Origin of the sequence: Streptococcus pseudopneumoniae (genome assembly GCF_001073085.1) — a bacterium.
In the GTDB taxonomy this organism is placed as follows: domain Bacteria; phylum Bacillota; class Bacilli; order Lactobacillales; family Streptococcaceae; genus Streptococcus; species Streptococcus pseudopneumoniae_M.
Window position 1 is genome coordinate 92,704 of record NZ_JVFV01000033.1, and the last position, 20,568, is coordinate 113,271.

General features: G+C 41.5%; 12 protein-coding genes and 3 pseudogenes. 1 reads left to right on the top strand and 14 read right to left on the bottom strand.

Features of this window, described 5'->3' with window-relative positions; translation table 11 throughout:
* Complete coding sequence (locus ADH90_RS07475) at positions 1-807, bottom strand: hypothetical protein (protein ID WP_049530688.1); 807 nt, start codon at positions 805-807, stop codon at positions 1-3.
* A 624-nt stretch (positions 808-1,431) separates the two neighbouring features.
* On the opposite strand from ADH90_RS07475, the pseudogene ADH90_RS11220 reads away from it, so the two are divergent.
* A pseudogene (locus ADH90_RS11220) lies at positions 1,432-1,621 on the top strand (IS3 family transposase); the annotation flags it as partial.
* Between the two features lie 71 nt (positions 1,622-1,692).
* Here ADH90_RS11220 and pyrE read toward each other — a convergent pair.
* The 13 genes and pseudogenes from pyrE to ADH90_RS11475 form a co-directional block, all read right to left on the bottom strand.
* Positions 1,693-2,325: an orotate phosphoribosyltransferase gene (gene pyrE, locus ADH90_RS07480; protein ID WP_049530690.1), complete on the bottom strand. Its 633-nt coding sequence runs from the start codon at positions 2,323-2,325 to the stop codon at positions 1,693-1,695.
* Positions 2,326-2,356: 31 nt separating this feature from the next.
* Positions 2,357-3,058: an orotidine-5'-phosphate decarboxylase gene (gene pyrF / locus ADH90_RS07485; protein ID WP_049530692.1), complete on the bottom strand. Its 702-nt coding sequence runs from the start codon at positions 3,056-3,058 to the stop codon at positions 2,357-2,359.
* 240 nt (positions 3,059-3,298) lie between these two features.
* A complete protein-coding gene (locus ADH90_RS07490; RefSeq protein WP_049530694.1) occupies positions 3,299-4,597 on the bottom strand; it encodes a cell division protein FtsQ/DivIB in 1,299 nt (432 codons plus the stop codon).
* Positions 4,598-4,606: 9 nt separating this feature from the next.
* On the bottom strand, positions 4,607-5,665 hold the full coding sequence (locus tag ADH90_RS07495) for a UDP-N-acetylglucosamine--N-acetylmuramyl-(pentapeptide) pyrophosphoryl-undecaprenol N-acetylglucosamine transferase (protein WP_049530695.1): 1,059 nt from the start codon (positions 5,663-5,665) through the stop codon (positions 4,607-4,609).
* Between the two features lies 1 nt (position 5,666).
* Positions 5,667-7,019: a UDP-N-acetylmuramoyl-L-alanine--D-glutamate ligase gene (gene murD, locus ADH90_RS07500; RefSeq protein ID WP_049530696.1), complete on the bottom strand. Its 1,353-nt coding sequence runs from the start codon at positions 7,017-7,019 to the stop codon at positions 5,667-5,669.
* 95 nt (positions 7,020-7,114) lie between these two features.
* Positions 7,115-9,820 carry an ABC transporter permease gene (locus ADH90_RS07505; RefSeq protein ID WP_049530697.1) on the bottom strand — a complete coding sequence of 902 codons (2,706 nt, stop codon included), beginning with the start codon at positions 9,818-9,820 and terminating at the stop codon, positions 7,115-7,117.
* 1 nt (position 9,821) lies between these two features.
* Positions 9,822-10,523, bottom strand: coding sequence for an ABC transporter ATP-binding protein (locus tag ADH90_RS07510; protein ID WP_049530698.1), 702 nt, complete (start codon positions 10,521-10,523; stop codon positions 9,822-9,824).
* A gap of 205 nt (positions 10,524-10,728) precedes the next feature.
* Entirely contained in the window at positions 10,729-11,913 is a 1,185-nt protein-coding gene (locus ADH90_RS07515; RefSeq protein ID WP_049530699.1) for an ABC transporter permease, read from the bottom strand.
* A 3-nt stretch (positions 11,914-11,916) separates the two neighbouring features.
* A complete protein-coding gene (locus ADH90_RS07520; protein WP_049530700.1) occupies positions 11,917-12,504 on the bottom strand; it encodes an ATP-binding cassette domain-containing protein in 588 nt (195 codons plus the stop codon).
* 32 nt (positions 12,505-12,536) lie between these two features.
* A complete protein-coding gene (locus ADH90_RS11645; RefSeq protein WP_049530711.1) occupies positions 12,537-12,725 on the bottom strand; it encodes a hypothetical protein in 189 nt (62 codons plus the stop codon).
* A gap of 752 nt (positions 12,726-13,477) precedes the next feature.
* Positions 13,478-19,930 (bottom strand): annotated as a pseudogene (locus tag ADH90_RS07530) (SIALI-17 repeat-containing surface protein); the annotation flags it as partial.
* Positions 19,931-20,157: 227 nt separating this feature from the next.
* Positions 20,158-20,308: pseudogene (locus tag ADH90_RS11810) on the bottom strand (YSIRK-type signal peptide-containing protein); the annotation flags it as partial.
* A gap of 77 nt (positions 20,309-20,385) precedes the next feature.
* Positions 20,386-20,568: hypothetical protein (locus ADH90_RS11475; protein WP_204373582.1), on the bottom strand; the 183-nt coding region annotated here is incomplete at its 5' end.

Genomic DNA, 20,568 nt, shown 5'->3' on the forward strand with positions numbered 1-20,568 from the left:
CTATTCTTTACGATCTTTTTCTAGGATACGCAGACTGATATCAAAATCACGCATATCTGTTTCATTGAGTTCTCTCAATACCTGGTCCAGCTCAAGGTCAAATTGTTCGATAGCTGCTTTAGCTTGTTGCAAGCGTTCTTCTGCTCGATTATAGTTTTTAGGATTGGCCTTAATCTTTAAATAGCCTTCTAGAATCGTTTGGAATTTCTCCATCTTCAAACTATGAATGGCAGTCAACTCTTCCTTATCCCCCTCAGCAGAGGTAGCAATCTTGTCTAAAATGGCCTGATGGTCAACGGCAATATTGGCCAAGGTCTGGGACAATTCTGGAGCTAATTCCTCTGGCTCCGCATTTTCAAGATCTACCTGACTTTCTCTATCCAAACGTTCTAGCTGAACATCGATGTTTGCCCTTACTGTACGAACCTTTTTGTCAATACGATTGTAGACATCATCATCAATATAGGACTTGAGACGATCTGCCTCCTGATGGATTTCCCGCAGTTCAATCAATACTTGATTGGCCAGACTCTTATAGGCCTCTGAGCCTTTTTCTACTAAAGTTCCCTCCAATTGCTGAATATCTTTATCCGCCTGACGAATCCGAGCTTTTAAAAGCTCAATCCGATCGTCGAGCGAACGATCCTGCAAAAGAGGATAGCGCCAACGTTTGTAGAGACGGTAACCGCCATAACCCAGTAGGACACAAGCCGCAAGTGGGAGAGCATATTGAACCAAAAGGCCCAGTAAGAACAAGAAGCCCCAAAAATAGAGACAGCCTTTCCAAAAACCATTACCCGATTTCATAAACATTCCTTATTTTCAATTTATAAGTCTATTTTAGCACAAAAGACAAAAATGAGGGCGGAAATCCCTAGAAAAGAGTTGATTTCTTTATTGTAAAATGGAAGCTAGTAGCGCGTATGCTAATTTCAGTGGAGCAGACTCAAACCACAGGCTTCAGTGTTCTAAAATTGTTGAATGAACATTGATGAAATATAAAAACAAAAGCTTGAAATATCGATAGATTTGTGTTAAAATGAACTTACAATGTGAGTAAAGTTACAGCATATGTAACTAAAAAAGCCCCACCGTGCTACCGATGGGGTTTTTTGCTACCCTCTAAAAGGGTTAACCATTACTTCTTACGTTTCTTCAGCCATAACTTAAAAAGCTCAGATAACACATTAATCAGTAACGGAGCTAGAAACACTGTGAGTAAAGTTTCTAACATATGTAACACCTCCCTTCCTTAAATTGAGGGGGCTAAAACATTATATCATACCGGATTTATATCATCAACATTACTTAATTCAAGGAAGAAGCTGTATACGATAATCCCTTAGTCATGGAAAAGCTATGGAGGCTAATCCAGCGCAACTCCGCTGATTCATAGTATACACCACGAGAATACTAGATGGTCACCACTGCTCTATGTCTAGAGTTGGTATATAAATTGGTAATGCTCCGATTAATCGCTTCTTGGAATACTTTAAAACAGAGAGTGACAATTTGAAGAAGTATAAGACTTTTGAGGAACTTGTTGCCGATATCTACTTTTCGTTTTCAAAGGCGCAACACGGGCCTTTCTCCTCTTGAAATGAGGAACAAAGCCCGAGTGCTTAATCTTTTATTATTTCATTGTCCACTTGACAGGGAGCAGTTCATTTTGACTACCTGATTTTCTATGTCTTAAGCTTTTTGCCAATTTTCTTGGTCTTCTTTGAAGCGTTTTAGGAGGTCAAGTCCTTCTGGTGTGATATAGCCTTCTTCTTGGGCTAGGTGAATGAGCTCGCTGTAGTTTGAAAGTGTTACTAGTTTGACACCAGCATCTGCAAAGTTCTTGTCCGCTTTTGGCAATTGATAGCTGAAGATAGCTACAACACCCAGAACATCTGCTCCTTCACGTTTGGCAGCTGCTACGGCTTCGAGAACTGATCCCCCTGTTGAAATCAAATCTTCAACAACGACCATTTTTTGACCTTGGGCTACACGGCCTTCGATTTGATTTCCAGCACCGTGATCTTTTGGTTTGCTACGAATATAGGCAAATGGCAAGTTCATCTTGTCAGCGATGATGGCACCATGCGGAATGCCTGCAGTCGCTGTTCCTGCAATTACTTCTACTTCTGGGAATTCTGCCTTGATGGCTTCCACAAAACCATTTTCAATCAAGCTACGTGTCTCTGGGTATGCAAGCGTCACACGGTTGTCCGTATAAATTGGTGACTTAATGCCTGATGCCCAAGTAAAAGGTTCTTCTGGCTTGAGGTAAACGGCTTGAATTTTCAATAGATGGCTAGCAATGTCTTTAGCAAGTGTCATGGGATTCTCCTTTGTAATTTAAACTATATTCTTATTTCCAGTCTTGTGTCCATTCATCCTTGATAGCATGATAAGCTGCTACTGGATCAGTGGCTTGAGTGATTGGGCGTCCGACAACGATATAGTCACTACCAATCTGATAAGCATCTGCAGGTGTCATAACTCGTTTTTGGTCTCCAACTGCAGCTCCTGATGGACGAATACCTGGTGTCAGACAGATAAAGTCTTGGTTGGTAGCTTCTTTGATGAGTTTCACTTCCTGAGCCGAACAAACCACACCATCCAAACCGGCTTCAGCAGTTTTCTTGGCATAGTGAATAACAGATTCTTGAAGGCTGGTTTGAATATTTTGAAAGTCTCTCATTTGTTCTTCAGAAGTTGAAGTCAACTGGGTAACAGCAATCAATTTGGCTTCTTTTCCAAAGCCTTCACGCGCAGCCTTCATCATTTCAACACCACCTGCTGCGTGAACGTTGGTCATGTCAACGCCCAGATTAGACAAAACCTTCATGGCTGACTTGACCGTATTAGGTATATCATGGAGTTTGAGATCCAGAAAGACGCTATGTCCCAAGCCTTTCAAATAAGAAATAATTTCCGGACCTGTAGCGTAATAGAGCTCCATACCTACCTTTAGATAGAGGCTCTCTTCAGCTGGAAAAAGAGCTAAAAATTTCTTGACTGCCTCAAAACTTGGAAAATCAAGAGCAATAACTGGACGAGATTCGCGCATACTTTTCTCCTTTTACCTTTGTGAGCTAGAGAGCATGAAAAAAGGAACCTGCCTACAGCAAGGTTCCACGAAAAATGGGTAGAGTCCACCCTTTCACCGTCTAACCTTAGCTGCCTCTCTGGACTGCTTTAAAGGTTTTTTACTATTCTATTATTTAAAGCGGTACTTGTCAAGTAAAAACCAGTAATTGAACTTATAGAAAACATGACTCATCATCAAGTCAACAGAATCATCTTAATCTTAACGACTCTGTGATTGTTGGGTTGTTTGATTTTGACTCTGAGTTTGATTCCCCTGCTCTTCTTGTTTTTTCTTTTCTTCTTCCTGCTTTTTCTTTTCCTCTTCTTTAGCTTTGATTCTTGCTTCTTCTAAAGCCTTATCCGTCAAGCTATAACTATAGATCCCGACTTCCATATCAATACCGCTCGGTACTGTTAATTGGGGTTTAATCTTACTATAGTAAGGTAATTTTTTACCTAGTTCTGATAAAGGAACCAAAATTTCGTCCGTATCATACATGGTAATCTTGAGCAGATCACTGGTTACACTAGTTGGAGCCAATTCAATCGTTTTGATAGCCTGCTTAATCTCTGGGCTGATTTCAGCTAGTTGTTCAATCAAGGTTTTGACTTGCTGCTCATCGTTAAAGAGTACGGACATATAGGTTTCTGGAAGACTGACTAGACTAACTGGACTGGTTTCCACCGTCCCACTAGAAAGAATCGGATAATGGTCCTCTCCAGAAACATAATAGGCTACAATCCCGTATTCCTTGACCTGGATGGTGAAATTGGTCGGAAATTGATAGTGAATGCTAGCAGATTCAATCCAGTGATTGGACTTAATCATCTCAGCATGTTTGTCTTTATTGAGGAGCAGACCAAAGGTATAGTCACTATCACGAATCCCTGAAGCCTCTTTGATTTGGTCTGCATTGGTCTCTACCGTACCAGTAACCTCTATGTTTTTCAAAGTTGAGTATGGCGTCAAAAGATAGATGGAAAAGAACAAGACAAGCAAACTTGGGATTAGAATCGTAACAGCACGCCAGATATGAACACTTGGAATAGAAGGCTTAGCAATCTTTTCCTTAGACTTAGTTCTCTTTTCTTCTACTTTTGTTTCTTCAGATTTTTCTTCAGATTTTTCATCCTCTTCTTCTACTTGTTCTGTCTCAGTAGTTTCCTCCTCATTTTCAAGCGAGGACTGGTCTTCTGCACTTTCCTTCTGCTCTTCAGGATTAGAATCTGAATCCTCTTCCTCCTCAGTGTCCTCAGATAAGTCTGACTCTTGTTCTTCCTTGGTCTCTTCTTCAACCTTTTTACGCAGATATTCACGGTTCTGCTTCTGCCACTCTGATAAAGTGGTTTCTTCTTCCAGAGCTTTTGCAACTTCTTTTTTATTGGTATCTGCTTGGGCCTTTTCTTTGGCTAGTTGGGCCTCTTCTTCAGCTTTTTTTTGAAGATATTCTTGATTTCGTTTTTGCCACTCTGACAATTCCTTGCCTTGAGTTGGCTCTTGTTTCTTATCCTTTGACATCGATTTTCCTTATGATAGATCTTTTTTTAGTAGCGCATAAAAATCCGCCACAGATTTTAATTCATGAGAATTCTTCATCGTGTTCTGGTAGTCTTCTTTGTGGGTCAAAAGCTTGCTTACTTTTTCTTCTAAAGTAGACAAGGTCAATTCGCCCTCTTGCAACTCCTCAGCATAGCCTTTTTTCACAAAGTAAGCCGCATTTTCAATCTGATCTCCACGGCTAGCTTCACGCCCTAGAGGGACAATGACATGCAATTTAGCCATAGCAAGAAGTTCAAAAATAGTATTGGCACCACCACGAGTGATGACTACATCAGCCATATTCATGAGCGGTTGATAGAGTTCAGTCACGTAGTCAACACGGTAGAGGTTTGAACTTAGTTCATTTAAGCTAGCATCCCCTGTTAGGTTGATGATATTATAACGACTAGTCAGCTCTTCCTTATGGTCTGTAACTAATTGGTTAAAGACACGCGCACCAGCAGAACCTCCGACGAAAAGAAGAGTTGGTAGCTTATCATTGAAAGAAGTTCGGATATCCACCATTTCTTCAGGCTCTTCCATAATTGGTCCAGAAACCTTGGTCACGGCTCCTACATGCTCTACTTTAGTGAGGCTAGACGCTTGCTCAAAAGTAGAGTACATTTTAGTCGCAAATTTATAGGCGATTTTATTGGCCAATCCCATAGAGAGATCAGACTCGTGGATGAAGACTGGTACTCTGCATACTCGCGCTGCAATAACAGGCGGAACAGATACAAATCCACCCTTAGAAAAGAGGGCTTGTGGACGAACTCGAAGCATGATAAAGAGCGATTGAAGAATTCCAAAAGCAACCTTAAAGACGTCAACCATATTTTGCCATGAGAAATAACGGCGTAGTTTCCCTGTAGCAATAGAATGGAAGGTGACATCTAAACCTGACTTGAGAATTTCATGATGCTCAATCCCGTTTTTGTCACCGATATAGTGGACTTCCCAGCCATCTTCGATAAACTTAGGCATTAACAAAAGGTTTAGGGTAACGTGTCCAACCGTTCCCCCACCTGTAAATACTATTTTTTTCATATTATCCCTTTAACTCCGCTACAGTGTCGATGAAAAGATCTCCACGTACCTCAAAGTTGGCATACATATCCCAGCTAGCATTAGCAGGACTGAGGAGAACCACATCTCCTTCTTCCGCAAGTTCATAAGCCTTTCGAGTTGCGTCAGCAATATCTGTTGCATCCACATAAGCTACACCAGCCTTATCCGCTGCACGTTTGACACGCTCTGCAGATTGGCCGAGGATGACCATTTTCTTCAGTCCAGTGATGTCTGGAACCAACTCGTCAAACTCATTGCCACGGTCCAACCCACCAGCAATCAAGATAACCTTGCTATTGTCAAATCCTGACAAGGCTTTTTGAGTTGCTAAGATATTGGTTGACTTACTATCGTTGTAGAATTTCACACCCTTGATTTCATCTACATACTGGAGACGGTGTTTAACTCCACCAAAGGCTGACAAGGTTTCCTTGATGATTTCATTGTCCACACCACGAAGTTTAGCTACAGCAATGGTTGCAAGAGCATTTTCCACATTGTGGCTACCAGGAACTCCGATTTCATCAGCTGCCATGACTTTTTCACCACGGAAGTAAAGAAGACCATCTTCAAGATAAGCACCGTCAACCTTTTCAAGGGTTGAGAATGGTACTACAGTCGCGTTTGTATTTGTAGCAAGCTCTTTAGCTAATTCCTGGTTGAAGTTCAATACTAAGTAATCAGCCGCTGTCATATTGCTTTGAATATTCCACTTAGCTTCGACATAGGCTTCAAAAGAACCGTGATAGTCAATATGTGTTGGCATAAGGTTGGTGATAACAGCAATTTCAGGATGGAATTCCTGAATTCCCATTAATTGGAAAGAAGAAAGTTCCATCACAAGAGTGTCCTTATCTGTGGCAGTTTGAGCCACTTGACTAGCAGGATAACCGATGTTACCTGATAAGAGGCCATTTTGCCCAGCTGCAGTCAGAACTTCTCCAATCATGGTTGTGGTCGTAGTCTTACCATTTGAACCAGTAATACCAACAATCGGTGCATCAGAAATCAAGTAGGCCAACTCAACCTCTGTCAAGACTGGAATGCCTTTTTCTAGCGCTTTTTCAATCATAGGATTGCTATAAGGAATACCAGGGTTTTTCACCATGAGGGCAAAATCTTCATCCAACAATTCCAAGGGATGACCGCCAGTTACAACCTTGATGCCCTCTTCCAAGAGACTTTGTGCTGCTGGATTTTCCTCAAAAGGCTTGCCATCATTAACTGTTACAATGGCACCTAACTTATCCAAGAGACGAGCTGCAGACTCACCTGATTTAGCTAAACCTAGGACTAATACTTTCTTATTTTCAAATTGATCAATTCGTTTCATATCTAGAACTCCATTTCTACTCTTACTATTTTACCATTTTTATGAAAATAAAAAAGCCACAAAGGGCTTTCTTATTTGTTTTTGTCCTCTACCAATTATTCTACAGACTTGAGGGCTTCTAGCATATCCACCTTTCGGAGATAATGATTGACAAAAACTCCTAGGATGGTCAAAATGACACTGACGGCTAGAACTGGAATGAGATAAACTTCCCAGCCGACCTTTGGTTGAAAACGGAAGGTACCGGGTGCGATCATCTGAATGAGAAATTGATGGAGATAAAAGCCTGATACCAATCCTACAATCATTCCAATTAGTGACAATAGGATGGTCTCCCGATAGATGTAAAGGGTCACTTCTTTGTTATGAAAACCAAGAACCTTGATGGTTGAGAGTTCCCGAATCCGTTCAGCAACATTGATATTGGTCAAATTATAGAGAATCACAATGGCTAATAGCACCGATACCAGTACCAAAATCGCCATGGTATGATTCAGAGAATTGGCAAAACTTTCAAAGAGCTGAATGGTTGAGGCGTTTTGAACGAGGCCACTGACAGCAGCTAGATCCATAAATTCTCCTGCGACTCTTTCAGTATTCCCTTCACTTTTATCCTTAAGTTGGACCAGATAGGTGTTCATCTTGGGAGCTTGACCATATATCTCCTCATAGGTCGCCTGATTCATATAAACAAAATGGCCTACGTAGTGTTCGGTAATGGCTCCAACCTTAAAGGTTTTTCCATCTATCGTAAAGTTGTCACCAAGGGAAACTCCTGCCAACTGGGCTAATTTTTCAGTCAGAACAAGTCCGTTAGATAAGCTCAGTTTTTCCCCATTTTTTTCTAAATGGACAAAGGGATCCAGGTCATCTTGATCCGTTACCATGATGGTCACGGTTTGAACACCTGCCTTGCCAGCATACTTTTCCTCAACCTGTTTGGAAGAAATTAAACGATAGTTTTCAACTTCATCACTCTGCAATTTTTCTTCTAGCTTTGCCTTATCAGAATCTGAAGCTCGAGAATTGACAGAGAGAATCATCTGATATTGTTGCAGATCATTAAACTGTCTGTCAGCAACTCCTACCACAGAAGATTGAATGCCAAGCCCTGCAAAGAGGAGGGCTACTGAACCTGCAACCCCAAAAATGGTCATCAGCATGCGTTGTTTGTAACGGAAAATATTGCGGGCAGTTACCTTTTGGGTAAAGCTCAAATGAGACCAGATAAAGGTTATCCGCTCCAAGAAAATCTTTGAGCCCTTGACTGGTGGTTTGGGTAGTAATAATTGCGCTGCTTCTTCATGCAATTCTCTGCGAGATACAAGGTAGGCAGGTAAAACGCTAGCTATTAAGCTTAGTCCCAGAGCCAAGCAACTATAGGTCCAATAGAAATTCTGCTGACTCTCTCCAACAATCATTCGCTCAGTGATAATATGAGAGATTGTAGGTGCCAAGACGTAATGCCCAAGCAAGATTCCTAGAAGGGTTCCAAGAGTTCCAGCAACCAGACCATAAATCACAAACTTAGCAATGATGTCTTTGCTGTGGTAGCCTAGAGCTTTGAAAATACCAGCATTGGTTCTTTCCTCATCTACAAATCGTGTCATGGTGGTAAAGGTAACCATGGCTGCAACGGCATAGAGAACGACTGGAAAGATATTCCCTACGGCACGAATACTCATAGCCGAGTTACTATACATGAGGTAACCTTGACTAGTAGGAGAACTCTTGCGATTGTAGACATGATAGGTTGGCTCTGTTAGAGCATTGACCTCATCCTGACTAGCCTGCCACTTAGCCTTTTCCTTAGTAAGATCTGTTTCGGCTTGGCTCAGCTTTTCCTTTTCTTGCTTTAGTTGTTCTTTTGCTTCTCCTAACTGACTAGATGCTTGACTTTTTTGTGGTTCTGGTAGTTGACCTAACTGGGCCTCTTGACCTTGAAGCCGACTCTCGATATCCTGTAGGCGTTTCTTGCCAGCTGTCAAGTCGGTCTCTGCCTCATCTAGCTGTTTCTTGCCCTCATCAAGAGACTCTTGAGCGTCCTTTTTCATTTTCTCTAGTCGCGCTTGTCCATTATCAGCAACTAGTTCCTTGAGAGTTGCCTCTTCTTCCTCTAGCTTCTTTTCGTAATCACTAGAGAAGGGATTGACATCTGTTAAACTAGCAAAATGCAGGCGGGCAATCGTGTAAACAGAGCTCTTAAAATTTTCTTCAGTTACGACACCATAGGCTGCTAGATTCCCATTACCACTGGCTGAACTCCCCATATCCGTTTTTGAGAAAATATCTGGAGAGTGGACGAAGCCTGTAATGGTATAACTATCCCGCTTCAACTGAGAATTGCTGCCCTTCTTTTGACTCAAATGAATGACTTGCCCAATTTGATAGTGATCTTTCCAAAAATCAGCTAGAGCCAATTCATCTTCTTTTTCAGGCAAACGCCCTTCCGTTACTTGAAATTTTGAAATCTTTTCAGTATTTGAAAAGATCCGTATGGCATCTTCACTGTTTGCCAGAGTCAAATCTGTCATATAACCAAATTCGACATCTGCTCCTGATAGAGTTTGTAATTCTTCCTGGTCTGCCTGATCTAGACCATAATCTGCTATGACGGTCATATCTGCCGCATTAGTATCTTTCAGATAAGCCCAAGCTGTTCGCTCCATATTGGGACTGGCTACTTTGAGACCAACCACGGCTAAAGAACCTAACATCATCAGAGTTAGGATGGATAAAAATCGTCCCTTTGAACCTGTGAAAGACTGGAGCAGGTCTTTCCAATATGTCTTTCTTTTCATCTTAGTACTCCAAATCATCAATATCCTGTGGTTGAGGATTGAGGACAACACTCTTGACACTGGCATCATGCATCTGAATCACCCGATCAGCTATTGGAGCTAGGGAAGCATTATGGGTCACGATGATAACAGTAGCCCCCTTCTTACGTGACATATCTTGAAGAATCTTTAGAACCTGCTTACCAGTCTGGTAGTCCAAAGCTCCCGTTGGTTCATCACAAAGGAGAATTTTGGGATTTTTAGCCACGGCTCGAGCAATGGATACCCGTTGTTGCTCACCGCCTGACAGCTGAGCTGGAAAGTTATTTAGACGGTGCCCTAAGCCTACATCCTTGAGAACCTGCTCAGGATCCAAGGCATCGGCAACAATTTCTGAAGCTAGCTCAACATTTTCCTTAGCAGTCAAGTTAGAAACCAAATTGTAAAACTGAAAGACAAAGCCAACGTCATCTCTACGATAGTTAGTTCTCTGATGAGAAGTGAAATTCGAGATATTGGTCCCATCAATCCAGACTTGCCCTTCATCGTTTGTATCCATACCACCAAGAATATTTAAAACGGTTGACTTCCCTGCACCAGATGAACCAAGGATAATGACTAGTTCTCCCTTTTCAATCTCGAAGCTGACATCTCGATTGGCCACGATTTCCGTATCTCCAGTATGATACCTCTTATAGCTATTTTTCATTTCAATATAAGCCATCCTATCTCCTCCTCTTCTCCTATTTTCATCTTTATTATAACTCTTTTGATAGCAAAAAAGCCATCTAATGATGACTTTTTTTACGGCTCATATTTTGAGAGTCTCCTGATATTCGTTTTCCCTCGTTTTTTATAGCTAACAATAATTCGGATGTTCTTTCTTATTATTATTTGCATGGAGTAGTTATCAAGTGGAAATAGGAAAACTAACACCTATTTAACATACTCTTTTTTCGTGAATTTCCCAAACTTTCGATAAATAGAATTCCCAATAGCAAAAGAATTATCGTGCAAGGCAGTAAGACTAGCCCCGTACCCCAATTTAGATTGACATTATCAATCTGCTTAGGTAATCTTCCAGACAAAATCTCCACTGAACGCAAGTAAGTAAAGGGAATCAGATGCGCAATCCTTTGAAGAGGCTGAATGGTTTGGATACCAAACAATAAGCCGACAATCCCAATAAGTGACAGAAAGAGGATAGGCATTTTTTGCTTGAAAAAGTATGCAATCAAATAGACGACTTCCACAATAACGATAAAAGCTAAGAAAGCTAAGAGCAAGCTAGGAAATAACACATCTTGTATCTTCCCAATAGTTACTTCTTGATTGGTTAAGTTATAAATCGGGTAGGGGTAATCTAACTGTCCAAAACCGCTTATCAGACTTCCCACTAGAAAAGAAAATCCACAGATTCCGATAAACAGCACGGTTACATAGCTCACCCCAACTCCAAGAGAGGACATGGCAAATGAAACTTTTGAAAAAGGATATAACTGAGCTGTGTCCAGATGATTTTGATATCTTTCTGCGAACAGTTGTGTTAGCATAAAAATAATAGCAACCACAAACAAGCTTGGGATGATAACCTCTAAAATCCAGACAATCTGATCAATCCCGTGGGTCGGATAATATAAATTGTGCGCTTTTATGTTCAAGGGATATAGGGCTTGGTAAGTCTTTCGTTCGCGGTCAACCGCCATTTTTAAGTCAGAGCTAGAAGTCGGTTGCTTCGATACAATTTCATAACTCTTTTCCTCAGCTTGCCACTGCAAATAGTAGGCTTCTTTCCAGCGTCCTTCTTTTAACAAAGCCAGAATTTCTTTCTTTTGAGTCAAAAGATTTTTTTGCAATTCTAAATTTTCTTTAGCAAACTGGTATTCCTCCGAGCTGGTGTCAGATATTTGGGAGAGTTTCTCTTCATATCCATTGATGACTCTCTCACGGTCTACAAGACTAGTTTCCAACTCTCTCTCCAAGCTGACTGAGTTCGCAGTCCGACTATTGAAATAAAAGGTGACACCGAGTACAGATACAAATAAAGCTAAGACAATCCAATTTAAGCGACTTTTGAAAACTTTTTTCAATAAAAATAGACTAACATCTTTCATAAACTAAACCTCTTCTATCTGTCCCTGACGAATGGTTACTACTCTATCGCAGACATCAACTAGTTCCTCTTTGTAGTGGGAACTTAAAAGAACCAGCTGCTCTTGTCTATCGATTTCTGCTAGCCTATCAAAAAATTTCTGTCGATAATACTCATCTAAGCCATTTGTAATCTCATCCATGAGCCAGCATTTCGCCTGACTGAGAAAATACATGGCAATCACCAAGCGTTGCTTCATGCCTAAGGAATACTTGTGAATGGGAAGGCTGATATAATCAGACATTTCCCAGTAGGCGATTTCATCCCTCAAGTTCAGGTCTGACTTCCAGATATTTTTTATAAGACGAAGGTAGTCCATCCCACTTAGGTTACCATCCAGCCATTCAACACTTTCATAATAAAATAAAGAAGGAGGGACTGCGATATTTCCACTACTTATGGGAATTAAGTTGCTAATGGCGCGGAACAGTGTCGTCTTTCCAGAGCCATTGATAGCAAGAACGCCATAAATCCTACCTTTTTCAAAGGTGAAATCTACATCTTGTAAAATGATTTGTCGCGTTTTTAAGGTAACATGAGTAAGCCTTAACATATCAAACCCTCCTTTTTCTCACTCTTTAACGATTAAAAGTCTCCGCTGTAGTAGTTTATAACCTCATAACAATAGAAATACCAGCCAGAACCTACTTTATACTCTGAATAGCTGTAATAACGAAACCACGACGGAATGTTAATATAGCTATATCTGTGGTAATTCATACAAGACTTATAGTAGGTATTCCAATCATACCAATAGCTTTTAAGAACGCTCACAGCAGATACACTGGACTGAAAAAGACCAATAGATAACAAACTAGCTAATAAAACGACTTTGGCTGACTTTTCATTGCATTTATATCACCGTTATTTAAAACGCTTTCATTATATCATTTTCCCCGTTTTTATACAACAGTTCCCATTTGTTTTAATAATATATAACACGTAGAAGTTAGCTAGTCATACTTTCTAAAAATAAGATTGTTTAACTAGCATAGAGAAAATATGGGATGTGATTTCATTTGATAAAATGGCTTAGGCTAAGACTAGCCTTGGTTTAGCTGACTAAACATCTTCAAGGGAACCTGCTATCAAATGAAAGGTAATTTATGAATAAGAAGCCAGCTCTGTCTTATACTCAAAGAGCAAACTAGGAAACTAGCCGCAGGATCTACTTGAGTACGGCAAGGCGATGTTGACGCGGTTTGAAGAGATTTTCGAAGAGTATTATACTTTCTTGTTGTTCACTACAGTTGACAATGAGCCAAAAAAGCGAACAAGACCAGTCTCTGTAGATCAGAAAACTAGTTTTGTCCGCTTTTTATGATTGAGGCTGGAACAAAAGTCCTATCCTCTCAATTGTCTTTGGATTGTCGAGCAAGACGCAGTGGTTGAGTGGGCTCTACTACGCTGATTTCATCAGCTTTTACAGCCCTACTCAACTGTGCGGAGGTGGGACGACGAAATCGAATTCTAACGAATTACCGATTTCTGTCCCACTCTCTATGACTTAGATGCTTTTCATCATCTTATTGGTCTTCTTTTTTCTTTCCCATTGCAAACATACCAAGAAGTGCTCCTACTACACCTGCTGTTGCAAGGGTTGCATTTTCCTTAGTACCTGTTTCAGGGAGGATATTTTGACGACTTGCAGGCGCTTGGTAGGTCTTGTCTTGTGACATAGCAAGAGCTACTTGTGACTGCTCATCTCTGTATGCTGGTGTTTCAACTGTAGTTGGGGCTGAACCATTCACACGTCCAGTAAATTCTGGAACTTGGTGACTAGTCCCTTCTCCACCAGGAACGCCACCTTCAAAGTGTGGAACTTCATGGGTTGTTCCTTCTGAACCATTTACATGACCAGTGAACTCTGGCACTTCATGAACAGCAGCTTCTGCTCCATTGACACCACCTGTAAATTCTGGAACTTCTAATACTGGTGCTGGAATCTTGCCTGCTTCTACCGTAGCTTCAGTATATTCAGGTACTTCATGAACAGCAACTTCTGCTCCATTGACACCGCCTGTGAATTCTGGAACTTCATGAACTGTTGCCTCTTCTCCATTCACACCACCTGTGAACTCTGGAACTTCGTGTACAGCTGGTTCTGTCTTAGCAGTTTCAACCTTTTCTTTAGTCAATTGGATACGGTATTCCTTGACGTGTTTACCACTTTCTGAAACGAGACGTACCAAGACTGGAAGTTTGTCATCCCCACTATCAACAACTGTTGCCGCTACGTTTTCACCAGCTTCCACTGTCACTTTAGGACGAGTTCCACTATAGGTTACTTGGTAATCTACACGAGCTTCAGAGAAGTCAGCAAGCTCTTTACCATCTACTAGAAGTTTAGAAGCTGTATTGTCTTTAGGAGCTTCACTTGGTGCGATAAAGGCCATTTCAGTGATAGCCACACCCTTCTTGTCAGCTTTTCTATCCATGCGCCATCTCATAGCTTTAGCTTTGACTGGTGCAAAGGTTACATGGATGTCAGTTCCTGCTTGAACCTCTTGATCAGCACGGTATTCAACTTTCTCCCAATTAGAAGGAGTGTTGAATGGATGTTCTGGATCGTATGGTTGGTAGTTAGAGTAATATTCTGGTGAATCAAATTCTGGGCCAACATAGCGTTCTAGGACGAGTTTAGAAGGGGCGTCTGTTCCACCATCTGCAAAGAATCGAATGCTTCCTTCAGCTACTGTACGTTCAACAATCTTACCAGCTTCTCTAAAGATAACCCCTACTGAGACTTCTGGATTTTCAGATGGACTTGCAGACCAGTTGGTCCAACGACGGGTTTCATCATCTGAACCATCGTTAACATAATCTACACGGTCATGAGAGTTTGGATCAATATCGTTAGTTGCTGAGGCAAATGAACGGTTGCTATCGTCATCGAAGTCTGGGTTGTCTGAAAGGTTTTCACCGAGTTTGTCTGTCACACGTACAGCCACTTCAGCAGTTAAATCAGTACCCAAAACGCGACCATGAACTGTAAATTCACCTGCTTTTGCTAGATTTTCTGCTGGAACTGCTTCCCAGTCAACAGCCAAGTCCTTCACTTCATAGTCAGATTTTCCTGTGAAGTAAACAGGAACTTTTGCTGGTAACTCAAGAGTTTGTCCTTTAGCAACCAAGCGAGATGATTTGGCAACAGCAACAGGTTTACTTGCGAGCAAATCTTTATCATTTGTGAAGTGTAGGCGGTATTCACCTAGGATATCTCCGTTTTCAGCCTTGACAACAACACGAACTGGATCTCCTTCACCTACGCTTGGTACAACTGTTGCAATACCATTTTCAGTGACACTTGCTGTAACAGCTGGAGCTTTTCCTTGGCTTGCTTCTAGATAGTAGTCAGTCAAGCCTGGGTTAAAGTTTGGCAAATCTTTTCCATCTACTTGGATTTGTGCTTGAGCATTCTTAGCTGCAGCTACTTGTTTAGAGAAGATTTGCATTTCTGTAATAGAAGTACCCCATTTACCATCTGGTCTAACCATGCGGATACGAACTGCGTAAGTGTTGACTTTATCAAAGCTAAAGTGGGTCATTTCTCCAGCTCTGACTTGATCTGGAGCCTTGAGATTTGTTACTTCTTTCCAGTTTTTATCGTCATTAAAGACATGGTCTTCGCGTGCTACGAAGCTTGGATTCTTAGGAACTGTTGGAGTTGCTGAACCGACATAGTATTCGATGACATAGGATTTAGGTGCACCAACACCGTGGTCTTCGTGGAAGGCTACATTGAGGTTATCCACTGAACGTTTAGACATGATACCAGAATCACCAAAGAGAATTCCCACTGATGCTTCACTTGTACGGTTCCAGTTTGTCCAGCGGTTTGCTGGTTGATCATTAAATGAGATTAGTTTGTCATTGACATTGGCTACTGAATCACTTGGGTTTGAGTCTGATGCAAAGGCAAGTGGCAATTCTGAACCAGTCCACTGGTCAGAAATATTAGCACCAGTTTCTGTCTGAGCAGATACACGAACATGAAGTTTGGTTGGTAGTTGAGTACCTTCGACATGTCCTGTCACAGTAAACTTGCCTTCTTGTGCGTATTGGCTTGGTTCAATTGCGTCCCAAGTTACTTTAGCTGAAGAGACTTGGCCATTTGAGTGGTAAGTACGAACGCTCTCTGGTAGTTGAGGAGCTTCTGCAACTGGAGTAGTTACGCTCACTTCTTCGACAGCAATGATACCTTCGACAGATACCTTAGCATGTGCCTCTTTTTCGAGCCCTTCTACTTTACCAAGAACATCAAAGCTATGGTATTTAGCAAGGTCTTCCTTAGCAACTGCTTGCCAAGTCACCTTGTGAACCTTTGGAAATCCTTTGTCATACTCTACAGTTACTGTAGCAGGTAGACTTGGTTCTTGGTTCAAGCCTGTCACGACACTGACTGGACGGATGGCTTGGACAACTTTGCTTTCAGTATTTGCTTGAATGTTCAAGTCAATCTGACCTTCTGCTCCTTCAAATTGAGCTTTCAGAGTTACTTGACCAGGTTTGTGCAATTCAAGCAGACCTTTACGAACGGCTACATCTCCTTCACCTGTAGTTGAGAAGGTAACCTTATCAGCTTTCAAGACTGCTTGTGTACCGTCTTGATAGTGAGCCAAGACCTTGATACCGACAGTTTGGTCTTCTTTCAAAGTAGCTGCATTTTCAACTTCTAGGCTCAAACGTTCAATTTGTGGAGCTTCTTGTAGGAATTGGATAGCATAGGTTTGTAGTGGGCCACCATCGTTGGGTTGAACATGGATGCTTGCACGCAGACCATTTGCTTCATTAGCTTGAATAACTGTCACTTGAGCATTTTCAGCCGTAGCTTTGACCTCTGGCAAGGCTGCTCCATAAGCAAGCTTGTGATATTTTACAGGTTGGTCAGTTGAAAGACCTTCAACCGCTTGATCTGCCACAGTTACACTTGGAACTACTGGATTAGCAGCTTCACCTTCTGCCACTACCAAGGTCGCAGCGATTTCTTCATCTTCTAAAATACCTTTTGCTGGGATGCGAGAGCCTGGGATTGCTAGTTTAGCTTGGTCTTCAGCTGCAATTTCCCACTTATTAACATCATAGCTTGCTACAGTACCATCTGATAATACGTAGGAAACAGATTTGTCAACTGAATTTAGGTCTGTATTTGGAGCGATTCTCTTGACTACAGGTAATTCTGCTTCGAGAGCCAAGACTTCAACACGCGCTTCTACATCACGTCCATCTGCTACACCCTTAACAGTCACAATTCCTGGTTCATTGACATCAACTGCTGACCATTCTACTGGAAGTTTTGTGCGGCTACCATCACTGTAGATAAATGCTACCTTCTTAGGCATTTTCGGTGCTTGACCGATAACAGTACGGACTTTAGGTACTTCTGTACCCAAGACAGTTTTTTCAGCTTGGTCTTTCTTACCTGTAAAGATTGTAGTTTGATCAGATTTCAAGAGATCAGAATGAGCAGTCAAGGTAAATTTACCTGCTTGCTCAGTTGATTTGACAATGACAACACCCTTACCATTGAAGGCCTTGCGAATCCATGAACCATCAGCTTGCTCTTTATAACGCTCACGGCTTGCTTGTTCACCGTTATCCACACCGACAATCTGACCTTGTCCATGCAACTGGAAGCGCACAAGGTTATTAGCAGTTGGAACTACATTACCAGCGCTATCAACGATTTCGTAGTAAATATAAGTGAGATCTTTTCCGTCTGCTGCGATAGCATTTTCTTCTTTAACTAAGCGAACACCCGCAGGCTCACCAGCAGTCGTAACCTTATCACGAGCAATTTCATTACCTGCCTCATCGCGAGCTACTGCTTCCAAGGTTCCAGGTTGATAAGCAACCTTCCACTCAAGGTAAAGTTCCTTGGCATTGGCACCTTCTTGGTAAGTACGTCCATCGCTAGTTTGTTTCTTGTTAAAGGTTTTCTTACCTAGAGACTCACCATTCAAGAATAGTTCCACACTGGCAGCATTTGAAAATGCACGAACAGGAATCTTACCATCTGCATCAGCTACATTCTCTCTTAGGGTAGAATCTTCCCAGTTCCAGTGAGGTAGGAGGTGAACCATTGGTTTCTTCTGAGCAGAAACCCATTGGCTTTGGTACAAGTAATAGTCATTCTTAGGAATTCCAGCTGTATCTACGATACCAAAGTAAGAACTCTTAACTGGTGTGTTGTTTTGGTTGTGCCATGGAGTAGGCTCACCGATATAGTCGGTACCTGTCCAGATAAACTGACCAGCATAACCAGCATTGTCACGGTCAAAAGTCCACGATGCAGTTGCTGTTTTACCCCAACCAACACGGTCATTACCGTAGTCTGACTGCTCATAATGACGATATGCTTGGTTACTGTGAACTAGCTCACTTTCTGGACGGAAATAGCTACCACGAGTACGAGTTGCTGAAGAAGTTTCTGAACCGTAAATCAACCAATTTGGATGTTTCGCACGAAGCTTCTTGTAGTTGTCTTCTGAATAGTTAAATCCAACCGCATCAAGTTCGTTCGCAATCTTTTCATGATCACCACTACCATCACCAAAGCGGAACTTGTCTGCGCCCATAGTGACATAGCGTGTTTTATCAACTGCCTTGATGACTTGAACCAAGCGTTTAACAGTCGCTAGAGAACGAGGTTTCCCGTCTGCTTCACCGATTTCGTTACCGATAGACCACATGACGATAGCAGGGTTGTTTTTGCCTCTTTCGACCATAGTACGTAGGTCAAAGTCAGACCATTTTTCACCTTTTTTAGCATCTGGGTGAGTGGCGTCTTTGTCAAAGAAACGGCCGTAGTCATACTGTTTCTTACCACCGTACCAAGTATCAAAGGCTTCTTCTTGGACCAACAAACCTAGTTCTGCAGCAATCTGCAAAGTTTGCTCACTAGCTGGGTTGTGAGTGGTACGGATAGAGTTCACACCCATATCCTTCATCTGTTTCAGACGACGGTATTCTGCCTTATAGTTTTCTTCAGCTCCTAGAGCTCCGTGGTCATGGTGAAGAGAAACTCCATGGAATTTAATGCGTTCACCATTCAAAGAGAAGCCTTCATTTGGTGTCCAGTTATAGTAACGGTAACCAAACAAGTCCTTCTTAGCATCGACCAATTGACCATCACGATAAACACGAGTCACCAACTCATAAAGGGCAGGCTTGTCGTTAAGGACTGTCCAAAGTTTTGGTTTCTCAACTTGCAAAATAGCATTTAGACTAGTTGATTGATGAGCTTTCAAGACTTGGCTATCTGTACGAACCACGTCCGTTACAGCATGACCATTTCGTTCGATAATTTGGTATTCAGCAACAATTTCATGATCTTTGTCATCTGTATTGACAATCTTACTTGTCACATGAGTATCAACCTTACCATTTTGTTGTTTTTCAAGGTCTGGTGTTAAGATAGTTGTTCCATTTTTCTCAGCATGAACCTTATCTGTGACTTGAAGGGTAACATCGCGGTAAATACCACTTCCTGAGTACCAACGGCTACTTGGTTGTTTATTAACCGCATGTACAGCTACGACATTTTCACGACCGTCTTTATTGAGATAATCAGTGATGTCATAAGAGAATTGGTTGTAACCATTTGGATAGTGACCAACTAGCTGACCATTTACATAGACTTGCGAATCCATATAAACACCATCAAAGACTAGGCGAACATTCTTGTTAAGGTCTTTTTCATCTAGTTTAAAGGTCTTGCGGTACCAAGCATCACCACCATTGAGTTGTCCACCCTCATTTTGGGCAGGTGAATCATGATCGAAGTCATTGTAGATACTCCAGTCATGAGGAAGGTCTAATTTCTTCCAGCTTGATACATCTGCATCTGGTTTGATGGCGTCTTTGGCATTAGCATTGAGTTTAAAATGCCAGTTTTGGTTAAATTCTACTTTACGGTCCTCAACCAATTGATTTACCTCCTCACTGGTAGCCGGTTTTAGGTCCGGTTTTTCCGTTTGAGCAGATTGATCTTGAGTAATTGCTTGAGGTTTCTTATCTAGCATGGAATCCTCTTTTTTGTCAGAATCTGATTGTATAGTTTGGTCATCCTGTGTTTTTTCAACTTCATGAGCTGGTGTAGCAACTTCACTTGCAGCTGATTCGGTTGATGCTGGCTGTTCTGGACTTCTTGTTTCACCAAGTTCCTCTTTATGAGAATCATCCTCTACTTTTTCTGTAGCAACTGCAATTGGAGTTTCATCAGCTGAAACTGGGTTTGCACCAGCTACACTTGCTCCAAATAAAACTGAGCAAGTACCGATGACTACAGAGCAAGTTCCAACGGTAAATTTTCGGATACTATACACTCTTTTTCGATTCCATTGATCTTTTCCCATAAGATCCTCCTTATATTCGTAACCGCTTCCATTTTTGTGTAAGCGCTCTACTTTTTCAGTAGTATTTTGCTTCTATTTTATAAAATAATATAAGAAACTTCAATACGGGCAGCATAAAAATCATACTTTTGATTCTTTTTTCTATAATTTGTAGAAAAGTTTAAAAATCTGAATGTACATTTAGTGAATGGTTTTACTAAAAAAGGCGGTGGGACAGAAATCGATAGACAAAGTCTCGATTTCGTAGTCCCAGCCCCGCG

Bases quoted from the DNA above. Each gene is read 5' to 3' on its own strand.
- ADH90_RS07475 (WP_049530688.1), bottom strand. From the start codon at position 807: ATGAAATCGGGTAATGGTTTTTGGAAAGGCTGTCTCTATTTTTGGGGC.
- pyrE (WP_049530690.1), bottom strand. From the start codon at position 2,325: ATGACACTTGCTAAAGACATTGCTAGCCATCTATTGAAAATTCAAGCC.
- ADH90_RS07515 (WP_049530699.1), bottom strand. From the start codon at position 11,913: ATGAAAGATGTTAGTCTATTTTTATTGAAAAAAGTTTTCAAAAGTCGC.
- ADH90_RS07490 (WP_049530694.1), bottom strand. From the start codon at position 4,597: ATGTCAAAGGATAAGAAACAAGAGCCAACTCAAGGCAAGGAATTGTCA.
- ADH90_RS07510 (WP_049530698.1), bottom strand. From the start codon at position 10,523: ATGGCTTATATTGAAATGAAAAATAGCTATAAGAGGTATCATACTGGA.
- ADH90_RS07495 (WP_049530695.1), bottom strand. From the start codon at position 5,665: ATGAAAAAAATAGTATTTACAGGTGGGGGAACGGTTGGACACGTTACC.
- murD (WP_049530696.1), bottom strand. From the start codon at position 7,019: ATGAAACGAATTGATCAATTTGAAAATAAGAAAGTATTAGTCCTAGGT.
- ADH90_RS07520 (WP_049530700.1), bottom strand. From the start codon at position 12,504: ATGTTAAGGCTTACTCATGTTACCTTAAAAACGCGACAAATCATTTTA.
- pyrF (WP_049530692.1), bottom strand. From the start codon at position 3,058: ATGCGCGAATCTCGTCCAGTTATTGCTCTTGATTTTCCAAGTTTTGAG.
- ADH90_RS07505 (WP_049530697.1), bottom strand. From the start codon at position 9,820: ATGAAAAGAAAGACATATTGGAAAGACCTGCTCCAGTCTTTCACAGGT.